General features: G+C 67.4%; 14 protein-coding genes. 6 read left to right on the top strand and 8 right to left on the bottom strand.

Annotated elements, in window-relative coordinates:
• Positions 1-127 precede the first annotated feature (127 nt).
• Both JVX90_RS18130 and JVX90_RS18125 read left to right on the top strand, forming a co-directional pair.
• On the top strand, positions 128-769 hold the full coding sequence (locus JVX90_RS18130; RefSeq protein ID WP_205330056.1) for a sigma-70 family RNA polymerase sigma factor: 642 nt from the start codon (positions 128-130) through the stop codon (positions 767-769).
• A complete protein-coding gene (locus JVX90_RS18125) occupies positions 766-1233 on the top strand; it encodes a hypothetical protein (protein WP_205330055.1) in 468 nt (155 codons plus the stop codon). Before JVX90_RS18130 ends, JVX90_RS18125 begins: the two co-directional genes overlap by 4 nt.
• Before the next feature lie 7 nt (positions 1234-1240).
• Here JVX90_RS18125 and JVX90_RS18120 read toward each other — a convergent pair whose 3' ends face one another.
• Entirely contained in the window at positions 1241-2035 is a 795-nt protein-coding gene (locus JVX90_RS18120; protein ID WP_205330054.1) for an LLM class F420-dependent oxidoreductase, read from the bottom strand.
• Between the two features lie 86 nt (positions 2036-2121).
• On the opposite strand from JVX90_RS18120, the gene JVX90_RS18115 reads away from it, so the two are divergent.
• Positions 2122-2757, top strand: coding sequence for a class I SAM-dependent methyltransferase (locus JVX90_RS18115; protein ID WP_205330053.1), 636 nt, complete (start codon positions 2122-2124; stop codon positions 2755-2757).
• Between the two features lie 236 nt (positions 2758-2993).
• Here the strand turns inward: JVX90_RS18115 and JVX90_RS18110 are convergent, their stop codons facing one another.
• Genes JVX90_RS18110 through JVX90_RS18090 form a run of 5 tightly spaced genes read right to left on the bottom strand, consistent with a single transcriptional unit; the run spans position 2994 to position 6706 of the window.
• Complete coding sequence (locus tag JVX90_RS18110) at positions 2994-3614, bottom strand: response regulator transcription factor (protein WP_205330052.1); 621 nt, start codon at positions 3612-3614, stop codon at positions 2994-2996.
• Complete coding sequence (locus tag JVX90_RS18105; protein WP_240193952.1) at positions 3611-4750, bottom strand: histidine kinase; 1140 nt, start codon at positions 4748-4750, stop codon at positions 3611-3613. Before JVX90_RS18105 ends, JVX90_RS18110 begins: the two co-directional genes overlap by 4 nt.
• The gene (locus JVX90_RS18100; protein WP_205330051.1) at positions 4747-5514 is read right to left on the bottom strand and encodes an ABC transporter permease; all 768 of its coding nucleotides are present in this window, start codon (positions 5512-5514) and stop codon (positions 4747-4749) included. The genes JVX90_RS18105 and JVX90_RS18100 overlap by 4 nt, the downstream gene beginning before the upstream one ends.
• Entirely contained in the window at positions 5511-6431 is a 921-nt protein-coding gene (locus tag JVX90_RS18095) for an ABC transporter ATP-binding protein (RefSeq protein ID WP_205330050.1), read from the bottom strand. The genes JVX90_RS18100 and JVX90_RS18095 overlap by 4 nt, the downstream gene beginning before the upstream one ends.
• Positions 6428-6706 (bottom strand): hypothetical protein, encoded by a 279-nt coding sequence (locus JVX90_RS18090; RefSeq protein ID WP_205330049.1) that lies wholly within the window; start codon positions 6704-6706, stop codon positions 6428-6430. Before JVX90_RS18090 ends, JVX90_RS18095 begins: the two co-directional genes overlap by 4 nt.
• A 137-nt stretch (positions 6707-6843) precedes the next feature.
• On the opposite strand from JVX90_RS18090, the gene dinB reads away from it, so the two are divergent.
• Entirely contained in the window at positions 6844-8055 is a 1212-nt protein-coding gene (gene dinB, locus JVX90_RS18085) for a DNA polymerase IV (protein ID WP_205330048.1), read from the top strand.
• 17 nt (positions 8056-8072) lie between these two features.
• On the opposite strand, the gene JVX90_RS18080 is transcribed toward dinB, so the two are convergent.
• Both JVX90_RS18080 and JVX90_RS18075 read right to left on the bottom strand, forming a co-directional pair.
• Positions 8073-9626 (bottom strand): glycerol-3-phosphate dehydrogenase/oxidase, encoded by a 1554-nt coding sequence (locus tag JVX90_RS18080; RefSeq protein ID WP_205330047.1) that lies wholly within the window; start codon positions 9624-9626, stop codon positions 8073-8075.
• Complete coding sequence (locus tag JVX90_RS18075) at positions 9623-10276, bottom strand: TetR/AcrR family transcriptional regulator (protein ID WP_205330046.1); 654 nt, start codon at positions 10274-10276, stop codon at positions 9623-9625. The genes JVX90_RS18080 and JVX90_RS18075 overlap by 4 nt, the downstream gene beginning before the upstream one ends.
• 40 nt (positions 10277-10316) lie before the next feature.
• Between JVX90_RS18075 and JVX90_RS18070 the strand changes: the two genes are divergently transcribed.
• Together JVX90_RS18070 and JVX90_RS18065 are read left to right on the top strand one after the other, a co-directional pair.
• Positions 10317-11912 (top strand): FAD-binding oxidoreductase, encoded by a 1596-nt coding sequence (locus JVX90_RS18070; RefSeq protein ID WP_205330045.1) that lies wholly within the window; start codon positions 10317-10319, stop codon positions 11910-11912.
• Complete coding sequence (locus JVX90_RS18065) at positions 11909-12811, top strand: diacylglycerol kinase family protein (RefSeq protein WP_205330044.1); 903 nt, start codon at positions 11909-11911, stop codon at positions 12809-12811. Before JVX90_RS18070 ends, JVX90_RS18065 begins: the two co-directional genes overlap by 4 nt.
• Positions 12812-12905: the final 94 nt, after the last annotated feature.

Genomic DNA, 12905 nt, shown 5'->3' with positions numbered 1-12905 from the left:
ACTCCTTTGTCCATGGCGTAATGCCGGTTCATTGTGCGGCGCACGGATCACGACCCCTCGTCCGACGGCGTCGGAACACGCGATCCGTGTGTATGGTCAGTCGCAGGGAGGCGGGGAAGTTGCACGCATGATGTCACGTGATCCCCATCACGTAGGGGAATTGGACCTTGGTGAGCTCAGTGACGACGAGCTCGCCGCTACTGCTGCGGTCGGTGACGCCGAAGCGTTCTCAGTGCTGGTTCGACGCATGTCACCGGTTCTGCTGCGCTATATGCGGAGGATGGTCAGCGACCCGCAGGTCGCCGAGGATCTCGCTCAAGAGACGCTTCTCGATACGTGGAAAGCATTGCCGGACTTCGGATTCCGTAGCTCGTTCCGGACGTGGATGTTCGCTGTGGCGCATCGGAGGACCGTCGACCACTATCGGAAGCGACGGGATCTGCCCGTGTCCGACGATCGATTCGTCGATCTGCTCGCCAAGGGGCCCGAGCCCGCCGACATGGCGGAGCACTCGGCTTTGATGGATGCCTTGCGCGCCGAACTCGAGAACCTTCCCTACGCGTCGCGTGCCGCCTGGTGGCTGAAGGAGGTCGAGGGTCTCACCATCGACGAGATCGCCCAGGTGCTCCGTGTGAGCACGGGTTCGGTCAGGGGTCATCTGCAGCGAAGTCGGAAGTTCCTGGCGACCCGACTAGCACCGTGGCAGCCTGGTGCGAAGCCCCACGAGAGTGACAGACCGGCTGCCCGCGGGAAAGGAGAACGGCCATGAACGACGCCAAGCGTGACGATCAGAGCGCCGACCCGACCGACGGCTGGCTGGTGGACGCCGTGCGAGACCAGCAGGAGCCGGACAGCGACGTGGAACGGCTCATCTCGTCGATCTCATCGGGCCTCGGCCGGGTGCGCAGGCCTGCGCGCTCACTCGTCGCCGACGCGCCGGGAGTCTGGGTCAGCGACAGAGTCCTCAAGCAACTCATCGCGGTCCGTGTCCGCCGCACGATCGGGAGGCTTGTGGTGTTCGCGTCGGTGGACGGACCCGATGACCGGGTCGAGGCTGTTCGGATGGGCTTGATCGCCCGGTACGCCGACGATCTCGTCGAGCTGTCCGATCAGGTGCGCGACGTCGTGGACGACGTCCTCATCTCGACGATCGGGCCGCACGCGAGTGCAGCGGCCCGGTTGGAATTGACGGTCCGCTGGCAGGACCTCTACACACGCGAGTGGCTCGACTGAACCGGCCTCAGCCGGTGCGGCCGTCGCGCCAGCGCACCAGGCTCTCGACAACCGAGAGGTCGTAGTCGGGACCGTTGACGGCGAGCGTCAGCAGGCTCACGCCCTCGGCGGTTATCGCGTCGCCGAATCGTTTCAGTTCGTCGACGCCCCCATCGGCCTTCAACTCCGCGGACCGTTCGATCGTCGAGGGATCGCGTCCCACGTCAGCGCAGTGTTCGGCGAGGATCGCCGACTTGTGGCGGTAGGTCTCGACATCCACGAACGAGTGCCAGATGTCGGCATGCGCGGCGACGTGCCGCAAGGTCTTCTTCTCACCGCCGCCGCCGATCAGCACGGGGATCTTGCGCACCGGCTGCGGGTTGAGCTGAGCCATACGCGCCTCGATGCGTGGCAGCGACTCGCCGAGAGCGTCCAGTCGCTTACCGGTGGTGGAGAAGTCGTAGCCGTACTCGTCGTAGTCGCGCTTGAACCAGCCGCTGCCGATTCCGAGGATCAGGCGTCCGTTCGAGATACGATCCACCGTGCGCGCCATGTCGGCGAGCAGCTCCGGATTGCGGTAGCTGTTGCACGCGACGAGGGGACCGAACTCGATGCGCTCGGTCTGTTCCGCCCATGCGCCGAGCATCGTCCAGCATTCGAAGTGAGCACCGTCGGGATCGCCGGACAGTGGGAAGAAGTGGTCCCAGTTGAAGACGACGTCCACGCCGATGTCTTCTGCGCGGCGGACCGCGTCACGAATGAGGCTGTAGTCGGGGGAGTGCTGGGGCTGGAGCTGGACACCGATGCGCACAGGGAATGTCATGACTCCCAGTGTGCACCAGCACCTGATTCTTGCGTCATGCGCAACGAGGCATGACGATTCGGCATGCTTGTCGCTACGTTGTGAGCATGAGTGACAACCACGATCATCACGCCGCGCCGACGCAGGCGCCCCGCCATCCCGAGTCCGCCCAGGAATGGGACGAGCGCTATCGCGTGTCCGACCGCATCTGGACGACGAACGTGAACCCCGCACTGCTCGCGGAGGCCGACTCGCTCGAACCGGGAACGGCCCTCGACGTGGGAAGCGGGGAAGGCGCCGACGCGCGGTGGCTCACCGGCAAGGGGTGGGCCGTGACAGCGGTCGACATCTCGCAGGTCGCCGTCGACAGAGCACGCGAAGCAGATCCGGACGGGACCATCTCGTGGAATCGGGTGGACCTGACTGTCGAACCCGTCCCGAACGCGCCGTTCGACCTGGTGTCGGCGTTCTACTTCCCGATCCCGCAGCAGCGGCGAGTACTGGTGGACGTGCTGATCGGCGCGGTCGCGCCCGGCGGGACTTTGCTCGTCGTCGCACATGAAGCCGAGGGAATGCGTGCTCACGGCTTCGACCCGGCCGACTTCATCCGGCCCGCCGACATCGCGGGCATCCTCGGCGACGGATGGGTCGTCGAGCTCTCCGAAGTGCGTCCGCGCGGTATCGCCGCGGGCAACGGTGCGCACATCAACGACGAAGTGCTCAAGGCCCGACGCCTCGCATAACGCCGGTCTCGCGACTCCGCCCCTCCCGCGTCTTGAGCGCGGCGCCTCTACCTGCTCCTTTGGTGAGCGGCCTCCACCTGCTCCTTGAGCGAGCGAAGCGAGTCGAAAGGCTCCTGCGGCAACACCTTTCGACTCGCAAGCTCGCTCAAGGAGCAGGGGACGTGCGGGTCGCTCGGGGAACAGTGACTCGCAAGCTCGTTCAAGGAGCAGTGACTCGCAGGGAAATCCGCACGGTTTCAGATCCAGCCGAGTTCTCGGGCCTTGACGGCGGCCTCGTATCGGTTGGCGACGGCGAGCTTGGCCATCGCCGACGAGAGGTAGTTGCGCGTGGTACCGGGGGACAGGTGCGCGCGTGCCGCGATCTCGTCGATCGACGAGCCGTCGATCGCGAACTCGAGTACATCGGCCTCGCGTGCGGTGAGCACCGAGTCGCCGGTGGAGATGGCTTCGGCGGCGAGCTCCGGATCGACGTAGCGCCCGCCGTCGTGCACGGACCGGATCACTGCGGCGAGTGTCTCCGCCGACGCCGTCTTGGGCAGGAATCCACGAACGCCGACCGAGAGTGCACGTTTCAGATATCCGGGACGACCGTGGCTCGTCACGATGAGTGTTCCCGCATCCGGCGACATCGCCAGGATATGCTGAGCGACCTCGATGCCGTCGATACCGGGAAGCTGCAGATCGAGGACGGCGACCGCGGTCGGGAGACCGCCGTCGACTCGCGCCCGCCACAGACGGACGAGGTCCTCTCCAGTGCTGACGTCGGCGACGACGTCGAGGTCGTCCTCCAGCCCGAGCATGGTGGCCATAGCCGACCGAATGAGGGTCTCGTCGTCGGCCAGTAGAACCGGAATCATGTCGTCTCCCAACGAACGTCCAGGGTGAAGGCTCCATCGGCGGAGCCCGTGGTCACGACACCGCCGACGGCAGCGAGGCGCTCGGACAGGCCGCGGAGTCCGGATTGAGCGCCGACCGGGGCGACGACGCCGTTGTTGGTCAGCTTCATCCCGGCCGAGCCGAGATCGAGTGTCGCAGTGGTGGCGGACGAATGCCGGACGATGTTGGTGGTTCCTTCGCGGACCACCCATGCGGCCGCTTCGTGGAGTCGCTCCGGGACGTCCTCGGGTCGTCCTGCGATCACCAGGTCGCAGCCCGCGGCGGCGAGGAGCGACCGGGCTCCGGCCACCTCCCCGGGCAGATCGATACCGCGGTAGCCGCGCACCAACGAGCGCATCTCCTCCATGGACGACACGGCGAGAGCCTTGATCTCGTCCATCTCGGTGGCTGCCAGGTCAGAGGCCCCGGCGTGGAGAAGTCGCGACGCGAGTTCGCTCTTCACCGCGATAGTGGAGAATCCGCGGCCCACCACGTCGTGAAGGTCGCGCGCGAACCGCAGCCGTTCCTCGGCGACTTCGAGTTCGGCCTGTGTCCGGCGGGCTTCGTCGAGGTCGTCGACGATCCGAAGTGCCCACAGCGACGCTCGTGTGGTCCCGCAGCAGAACACGGCCACGAGTGCGGGAGGCAGCACGTTCACCGGCCGACCGTCCGGAGCGCCCGACACGACCGCGGTGATGAGGGCAATCGCAGCGAGAAGCTCCCAGCGTCTCGTCATGAACGGGAGCAGGGCTGCAGCTGCGAGCACCACGACGAACCAGGCGCCACCGCGTGCGAACGCGACGGCGTCGCCGGTCGACGAGTGCGCCGCGATCAATCCGGCAAGCCATGATCCGGCGAATCCCACGGTGGCGATGCGGGTGAGCCACGAGTCGAGTCGCGGAGCATCACGCCCGGTCAACTCGGGGCGGGCCTCGAAAGCCATCAATGCAGACACCGTCGCCGTCAGCATCACGGCCAGTACACCGGCGTGTTCGCGAAGATTAGCGGCGGCGAGCACCCCGACCATCGTGACTACGCCGAGCAGCGTGGCCCGAGTGTAGGCCCGATACTTGGCCGGTTCGGACAAGCGGGACCATCGCCCGGGCGTGAGATTCATCCGCGGTCGTCCCAGCGGAACGATTTGTAGACGAGGCCGATCGCGAGTGCGGTCCATATGATCAGTGTCGCAATCGGACCGGCCGAGTCGGCGAACGTCCCGCTGACGGTGCCGTCCGACGCGCCGAGGCGCACCAGGTCGGACACCGCGGCGTAAGGCGTCCATCCGACGATGTCGGCGGCACGGTCGGGCAGGGCGTCGCGAATGTTGCCCATCCCGATCATGGCCAGGGCCATGACCGGCAGGGACGTGATCTGGGCGGCCTCGGCGTTCTTCGTGAATCCGCTGGTGGCGAGGGCCAACAGGCCGAACACGGGCACCCCCGCGGCGAGGCCCAGGACGATGAGAAGCGGATTCGCCGGAGCGGGACCACCGGAACCGTAGACGACGACCGCGACCACAAGCGACGAGGCGGCGGTCACCGTCACGCCCGGCACGTTAGGTGCGGCGAGTATCTGCCAGTCGGCGGCCTCACCGGTGCGCAGTCGTTTCAGCACGCCCTCGCCACGGCGTGTCGTGACCATCGACAGCACCGTGTAGAACTGCACGAACACCAAGGCGTACAGCGCGAACATGTCGAACGTCGCCGCGACCGAGTCGTGAGTGACGCCGTTGCTGCGAGAGAGCAGGAAGATCGTGAGTGGCAGGAGGACGGGGAACACGATGCCCATCACCACGAGAGTCCTGTTGCGGAGGAACTGACGGAACTCGGCGCGAGCCAGTGAGTACAGCGGGCGGCGGCGGAAAGTGTCTGCAGTGGTCATCGGTTCGCTCCGGTCGTCGCAAGGGTGGTCTCTCCAGCGATGTCGAGGAATACCGACTCGAGCGATGCTGCTCGTGCCGCCAGACCTGTCAGTTGCACGTCGGCGGCGTCTGCCCAGGTCAGTAGCCTGTGCAGGTCGCGCTGGAGGGCGAAGGTGCGGATTTCCACTCGGCCCGCTTCGGAATGCATGCCGCTGAACTCCGGGAGTGCAACGTCCGGGGCGTCGAACGTGACGGTGGATGGGTGAGCGTCGACGATGTCGCGCAGCGTGCCCTCCCGCGAGACGGCCCCGGCGTGCATTATCGCGATCCGATCCGCGAGTGCTTCCGCTTCGTCGAGATAGTGGGTTGTCAGAACCATCGTGACGCCCGCGGCCTTGAGGTCGGTGAGGAGCGTCCAGGTGGCACGCCGGCTCTCTGGATCGAGACCGGTGGTCGGCTCGTCGAGGAAGAGCAGTCGCGGGCGGCCCAGCAGAGCGCACGCCAGGTCGACGCGGCGTTTCTCGCCGCCGGACAGCGAGCCGACTCGGACGTCTGCCCGGCCCGCGAGGCGGACCTTCCCGAGAACGTCGTCCACGGTGGTCGGATGGCTGCAGGTGCCGCGCCACATCTCGAGAGTCTCGGCGACGGTCAGTTCGGCGGGCAGCCCTCCGGACTGAAGCATGATGCCCACGTCTGGACGGACCGCCCGCCGATCGTTGACGGGATCGAGCCCGAACACCGCGACCGTTCCGTCGTCCGGTGTCGCCAGGCCTTCGAGAAGATCGAGGGTCGACGTCTTGCCTGCACCGTTGGTTCCGAGCAGGGCGAACACCTCGCCCTCGTCGACGGTGAGGTCGACACCGCGAACCGCGTGATAGGCGGCGTCGCCGTGTCCGTACCAACGGTGCAGGTTGTTGGCGTCGATGATCGCGGTCATCGGCGGGTCCACTTGTCGCGGGTGCCGATACCCCAGCGCACCGCCATGAATGCGCCGGCGATGCCGACCGCGAACGCTCCGGCGGCCAGAGGGGGCTGCACGATGACGAGCACCAGTCCGATGAGGACAGCGGTCACACCGATTGCGAACAGCTCTCGGGATCGCGTCGGTGCCGGGCCGAGGCGGCAGCAGTCCATGAACAGGTCGTGGAACGAGGCGTCGCGGAGGCCGGGCTCGGGCCGGGGGGAGTGTCCGGCGGAAGGTGTTGTGTTCATGCGTCAAGCCTCGCGGCCTGCGGGTGTGTGCAGTAGTGCGCAGAGTCATCGGTTCGTGTGCGCTCGTCATGGAAATCCGATGACATCTGTCATGTCGACCACCGGAGATTGTCGTACCGGGGTGCCATGATCGCTGCATGAGGATCGAACAGTTCGAACGCGCCGACGCGTCGATCCTCCACGCCGATCTCGACTCGTTCTACGCGTCGGTCGAGCAACGCGATCACCCGCATCTTCGTGGGCGTCCCGTGCTCGTCGGGGGCGGCGTCGTGTTGGCGGCGAGTTACGAGGCGAAAGCCGTCGGCGTCCGATCCCCGATGCCCGGTCACGAGGCGCGAGCATTGTGTCCGACGGCGGTGACGATGCCCGCGCGGTTCGACGCGTACATGCAGGCTTCGAAGGCGGTCTTTGATGTGTTCCGGGACGTGACGCCGCTGGTGGAGGGAATATCGGTCGACGAAGCGTTCCTCGACGTCTCCGGCCTGCGCAAGATCAGCGGGACGCCGGTCGAGATAGCGGAGCGCCTGCGGGAGCGTGTCCGGGTCGACGTCGGTCTGCCGATCACCGTGGGCGTGGCGCGCAGCAAGTTTCTGGCGAAGGTCGCGAGCGCGGTCGGCAAGCCGGACGGCCTTCTACATGTGGAGGCCGGGCGTGAACTCGACTTCCTCCATCCGCTTCCCGTGCGGAGGTTGTGGGGTGTGGGAGCGAAGACGGAGGCACGCCTGTTTGACGCCGGGATCTCGACAGTGGGGCAGATCGCCGAGTTGGGGGAGTCGCGCATGTGCGGGCTTCTCGGCCGCGGTACCGGCGCGCACTTGTACGCGCTGTCGATGGCCCGGGACCCGAGGCGGGTCGAGACAGGAAGGCGACGCCGATCGATCGGGGCACAGCGCGCGCTCGGACGTCGGATCAAGTCGGAGTCCGATATCGAGGCGACACTCCTGGCGATCGTCGACCGTCTCGGCGTCAGGCTTCGCAAGGCCGACCGGCTGACACGGACCGTGGTCCTTCGGCTTCGGTTTCAGGACTTCGACGCGGTCACCCGATCCCGCTCGCTGCCCGATCCGACGGACTCGACGGAGACGATCCTCGCGGTGGCACGCGGACTGCTCGCCGATGCGATGCCGCTCGTCCGGGCACGAGGCTGCACACTGATCGGGCTCTCATTGACGAATCTCGCCGACCACGGCGCCGTCCAACTCACCCTGCCGTTCGACGGCGACGATCACGCCGCCGCTCTCGACATCGCCGTCGACTCCCTACGTGGCAAGTTCGGCCGCGACGCCGTCACCCGCGGCGCACTGATCAACCGTCATCACGGCGACGACGCCCCGATGCTCCCCGACTAGTCCCCGTCTGGAGACGGCTAGAACGCAGCCTCCGCGGCGGGGCGGGCGGCGTCGGCGACGAGTGGGGTGAGGGAGAGGCGGGATCGGCGCTCGAGAACATCGTCCACGGTGATCGCGCCCTCGGCGTGCACACCGAACACGAACTCGGCGCCGGTCACTTCGGTGCCGTCGGCCACCGGCGAGGCGAGGGCTGGGACGGATGCCCCGAGGTCGACGACGGCCGGAGCTTCCGTCCCGTACTTCGCGACCAAACGATCGGGCGCGTTGACGCCGGCGAGGACGTCCGGCCCCGCGGCCCCGACCAGCGGCAATGCGCGTGTCCGGCACTCGGATGCGGTGAGGCCGGACGCCTGGATCGCTGCGTCGACGGCATCCTGTGCCATTCGACGGTAGGTGGTCAGCTTGCCGCCGACCACGGTCACCAGTCCGTCGCCGCGTGTCAGGACGGCGTGCTTGCGGGAGACGTCCGACGTCTCGCCCGATCCGGAATCGAGAAGGGGGCGCAGCCCGGAGTACGTGCCGATGACATCGTCACGAGACAGCGGTGTGCCGAGTGCGAGGTTCACCGTGTCGAGAAGGAAGTCGATCTCCGACTCCTCAGGCCGCGGAACGTCCGGAATCTCGCCATCGGCCTCCTCGTCAGTGAGCCCGACGTACACGCGGCCGTCGGCCTGCGGGAGAGCGAAGACGTAGCGGCCGAAATGGCCGGGCACGGCGACGGTGAGTCCGGCCGTCAGGCCGTTGAAGCTGTCCTGACTCATCACCAGATGAGTGCCACGGCTCGGGCGAAGGGCGATCGCGGAGTCGACCTGTGCGGCCCATACTCCGGTCGCGTTCACGACGGCCTTCGCGCGGATGCCGAAGCTGGCGCCGGTGAGTTCGTCGGTCACGTCGACAGACGTTCCGGTCACCTGGTCGGCGCGGGCGTGGGTCAGGACGGTCGCCCCGAGTGAAGCCGCGGTCCGCGCGATGCCGATCACAAGACGGGCGTCGTCGTTGAGCTGTCCGTCCCAGTTCAGGAGGCCGCCGCGCAGGCCGTCCTGCTTGACGGTCGGCGCGAGCTCAACAACCTCGGAGGCGGAGATGCGCCGCGAGCGGGCCAGTGTGGACGAAGGTGTCTTGGCGGCGATTCGCAGCGCGTCACCGGCGAGGAATCCTGTCCGCGTCAGTGCGGCGTTGAAGAAGTTGACGTCCTTCGTCAGCGGCACCACCTGCGGCAGCGGCCGCACCAGGTGCGGAGCGATCGTGCAGATCAACGCGTCACGCTCTACGGCGCTCTCGTAGGCGATGCCGACTGCGCCGGACGCCAGGTATCGAAGGCCGCCGTGCACCAACTTCGATGACCACCGGCTGGTGCCGAACGCAAGATCACGGCTCTCGATGAGCACCGTCGACAGGCCGCGCGAGACGGCGTCGAGGGCAACACCGGCACCGGTCACGCCGCCGCCGATCACCACGAGATCCACTGCCGGCGATGCAGCGAGCCGAGCCAGGTCGGCGCTCCGACGCGAAGGTGACAGAAGCGACGAGGGGTCGATGGAGGGGTGGCCGATGAGCATGTCGGAGGTCATGGGCGGAGGTACCTTTCGAGGAGTTCCGAGAGTTCGTCGTCGAGCGCGTCGACGTCGTCGGGGTCGGTGAAGACGGGGCCGGTCAGCGCAAACGACCACGCCATCTGCAGGACGGTGGTCGCCATCCGGGCCGCGTCGCCGTCGCGGATCTCTCCCGCTGCCTGACCTGCGGCCAGCAGGTGCTCGATCGTGTCGAGCTGACTGCGCGACGTCCGACCGGTGCGATGGAGCAGGTACGGCATGAGGAACTCGGGATCGAGCTCGATGATCCGCTGCAGCAGAGGATGCTTCCGGGCGGCGCTCACGAGGTGCACGAGTCCGACGATCATCGACTCACGCGTTGCGAGACTCTCGTGGGCGGGCGATTCGGCTGCGATGCGCGTGAACTCTCGTGTGGTGACCTGTGCGGCAAGCGATTCCACGTTCGGAAAACGCCGGTAGAGAGTCGCGCGGGACACCTCGGCGGTCCGCGCGACGTCGGCCATCGTGGTGCGCCGGATGCCGATGGTGGACATCAGCTTCGCCGCGGCATCGAGAATCACGTCCTCGCTGATCGCGTTCGCTGCGGTTCTCCCCTCGACTCCGCTCGGGGAGCGGGACGAGCTGGAGGGCCCGTTGGCTCGCGCTCCATTGATTCGCTGCGACATCATATGTATAACTGTATCACCAACGCTGAACGGAAGGCCGAAAATGACCACGAGCGAGACCGCCGTCGACGTCGTCGACTTCACCCCGGGCCGCTGGGGCAACCCGAACGACCCGATGCATCTCTCCGATTCGGTGATCGGCGCGCTGACCATGCTCGGCATCAACCAAGCCGCGCCGGCACCCGTCGACCTGGTGATCCCCGCGTCACGACTCGACGACGCGGCACTGGCAGACCTCACCGCCACCGGCGCGCAGGTCAGCACCGACGACACAGTTCGTGCGGCCCGTCTTCGCGGCTTCTCGACTCCCGACCTGCTGAAGTTCCGCGCCGGAGACGCCAGCGATGCGCCGGATGCGGTCGTCGCCCCGACCACCGCGGACCAGGTCGCCGCCGTCCTCGCAGTGTGCGACTCCGCCGGCATCGGGCTGAGCCCCTACGCCGGAGGCACCACCGTCACCGGCGGCCTCGTCCCCGATCGCACGCGTCCGATCATCAGCCTCGACCTCCGTCAGCTGACCGGACTGATCAACCTCGACGAGGTCTCGCAGATCGCGACCTTCGCTGCAGGCACGCGCCTTCCCGACGCCGAACGTCTGCTCGGCGAGCACGGATTTGAGCTCGGGCACTTCCCGCAGTCGTACGAGGGCGCAACGGTCGGCGGCTGCGCCGTCACCCGTTCGGCCGGTCAGTCGTCGATCGGCTACGGCCGCTTCGACGAGATGGTCGTCGGCCTGACCCTCGCGACCCCGGGCGGCGTCGCCGAGATCGGCACCGCCCCGAAGTCGGCCGCAGGCCCTGACCTGCGGCAACTGATCCTCGGCAGCGAAGGTGCGTTCGGCGTGGTCACGCAGGTGCGGGTCCACGTCCACCCGGTGCCGACCGTCCGCCGCTTCTACGGTTGGCACTTCCCCGACTTCGCCGCAGGCGCTGCTGCGATGCGCGCTGTCGCACAGGCCAACGTCAAGCCCACGGTGCTGCGTCTGTCCGACGAGGCCGAGACCGGCCTCAACCTGGCGAACCCGTCGGCAGCCGGGTCGGCGAGCGGTCCGGTGGGCGGCTGCCTGATGGTCGTCGGATTCGAAGGCGACCAGGCCGACGTCGAATGCCGCGATGCCTACGTGTCGGCGCGTCTGGCCGACCTCGGCGGCACTCCGCTCGGAACCGAGCCGGGTGAGCACTGGCGAGAAGGCCGGTTCCGTGGCCCGTACCTGCGTGATCCGCTGCTCGACGCGGGCGCGCTGGTGGAGACCTTGGAGACCGTGACCTTCTGGTCGAACATCGACAAGCTGAAGGCCGACGTCACGGCTGCGGTCACCGGAGCCCTCGGCGAGCAGGGCACGCCCGCCGTGGTCATGTGCCACATCTCCCACGTCTACCCGACCGGCGCCTCGCTGTACTTCACCGTGATCTCCAACGCTCTCGCCGATCCGCTCGAGCAGTGGGGCAAGGCGAAGGCGGCCGCGAACGCCGCGATCCGCGCGGCCGGTGCGTCGATCACTCACCATCACGCGGTCGGCACTGATCACCGTGGCACCTATCTCGAAGAGGTCGGTGACGTTCAGGTGACCGCGCTGCGTGCCGTGAAGAATGCTCTGGACCCCAACGGGATCCTCAATCCCGGTATTCTGCTGCCGTGACCAGCGCTGACGCGCCGCGTATCGTCGCGGTGGTGAACCCGATCTCCGGAGGTGGGGCGGCCAAACAACAGTGGCCGGCCGTCGCCGCAGAACTGGATCGGCTCGGCGTCTCCGACGTCGAGGTCATCGAGTCGGAATCCTCTGAGCACGCGACCCGTGTGGCGACCGAGGCGGCGCGCAGTGGTGCGCTGACGGTTGCCGTCGGCGGAGACGGACACGTCCGCGACGTCGCAGAAGGCGTGCTGGCCGTTGACGGCGCGCGGATGGGCGTCGCCGCCGCCGGGCGCGGCAACGATCTCGTCCGCCACCTCGGACTGTCGCTGGAGCCCACCGCCATCGCCGCTGTACTGGCGGGCGGACGGGTGCGGCGGATGGACGTGTTCGACGTGGAGCGACCCGATGGAAGCACCGCAGTGGCGGTCGGCAACGTGTATGTCGGCCTCGACTCGGTGGCGACCGAATTGATCAACCGGCTCCGTTGGATGGGCCGGGTGTCGTATCGGGTCGCGCCGGTCCTGACCGCATTGCGCTGGAAGCCCTTCCGGGTGTCGCTCACCGTCGACGGAGTCCGTCATGAGTCGTCCGCGCACATCGTGGTGGTGGCGAATTCGGGCGACTACGGCCATGGCCTCCGCATGGTTCCCACGGCGTCGGTCGACAGCGGTGAGATCCAGGTGATGCTGATCCGTGGTGATCACTCGAAGTATCGCCTCGCGAGCCTGATGAAGCAGGCGAAGACGGGGGCGCACGTGGGACGCGAGGAGATCGAGTTCCTGTCCGGAACCACGATCACGCTCGACGCCGATCGGCAACTGCCCGTCCATGCTGACGGCGACCTGCTCAGCGCGTTCCCGGTGACCGTCACCATCCGCCCCGGAGCACTGCCGATCCTGGTGTAGTCGGCATTTCGTCACCCGTTTCCGTCGCCGGTTGGACGAAGCATCACCGCTTGACGTCGAAAGTGACGGAATGCCGTCGTTGTGATGGAAACGG

The sequence above is a fragment of the Gordonia sp. PDNC005 genome (assembly GCF_016919385.1).
GTDB lineage: Bacteria > Actinomycetota > Actinomycetes > Mycobacteriales > Mycobacteriaceae > Gordonia.
Note: the sequence above shows the minus strand (reverse complement) of the source record. Positions and strands in the feature narration are given on the sequence as shown.

Bases quoted from the DNA above. Each gene is read 5' to 3' on its own strand.
- JVX90_RS18105 (WP_240193952.1), bottom strand. From the start codon at position 4,750: ATGAATCTCACGCCCGGGCGATGGTCCCGCTTGTCCGAACCGGCCAAG.
- JVX90_RS18080 (WP_205330047.1), bottom strand. From the start codon at position 9,626: ATGACCTCCGACATGCTCATCGGCCACCCCTCCATCGACCCCTCGTCG.
- JVX90_RS18130 (WP_205330056.1), top strand. From the start codon at position 128: ATGATGTCACGTGATCCCCATCACGTAGGGGAATTGGACCTTGGTGAG.
- JVX90_RS18090 (WP_205330049.1), bottom strand. From the start codon at position 6,706: ATGAACACAACACCTTCCGCCGGACACTCCCCCCGGCCCGAGCCCGGC.
- dinB (WP_205330048.1), top strand. From the start codon at position 6,844: ATGAGGATCGAACAGTTCGAACGCGCCGACGCGTCGATCCTCCACGCC.
- JVX90_RS18115 (WP_205330053.1), top strand. From the start codon at position 2,122: ATGAGTGACAACCACGATCATCACGCCGCGCCGACGCAGGCGCCCCGC.
- JVX90_RS18095 (WP_205330050.1), bottom strand. From the start codon at position 6,431: ATGACCGCGATCATCGACGCCAACAACCTGCACCGTTGGTACGGACAC.
- JVX90_RS18120 (WP_205330054.1), bottom strand. From the start codon at position 2,035: ATGACATTCCCTGTGCGCATCGGTGTCCAGCTCCAGCCCCAGCACTCC.
- JVX90_RS18100 (WP_205330051.1), bottom strand. From the start codon at position 5,514: ATGACCACTGCAGACACTTTCCGCCGCCGCCCGCTGTACTCACTGGCT.
- JVX90_RS18075 (WP_205330046.1), bottom strand. From the start codon at position 10,276: ATGATGTCGCAGCGAATCAATGGAGCGCGAGCCAACGGGCCCTCCAGC.
- JVX90_RS18070 (WP_205330045.1), top strand. From the start codon at position 10,317: ATGACCACGAGCGAGACCGCCGTCGACGTCGTCGACTTCACCCCGGGC.
- JVX90_RS18125 (WP_205330055.1), top strand. From the start codon at position 766: ATGAACGACGCCAAGCGTGACGATCAGAGCGCCGACCCGACCGACGGC.
- JVX90_RS18110 (WP_205330052.1), bottom strand. From the start codon at position 3,614: ATGATTCCGGTTCTACTGGCCGACGACGAGACCCTCATTCGGTCGGCT.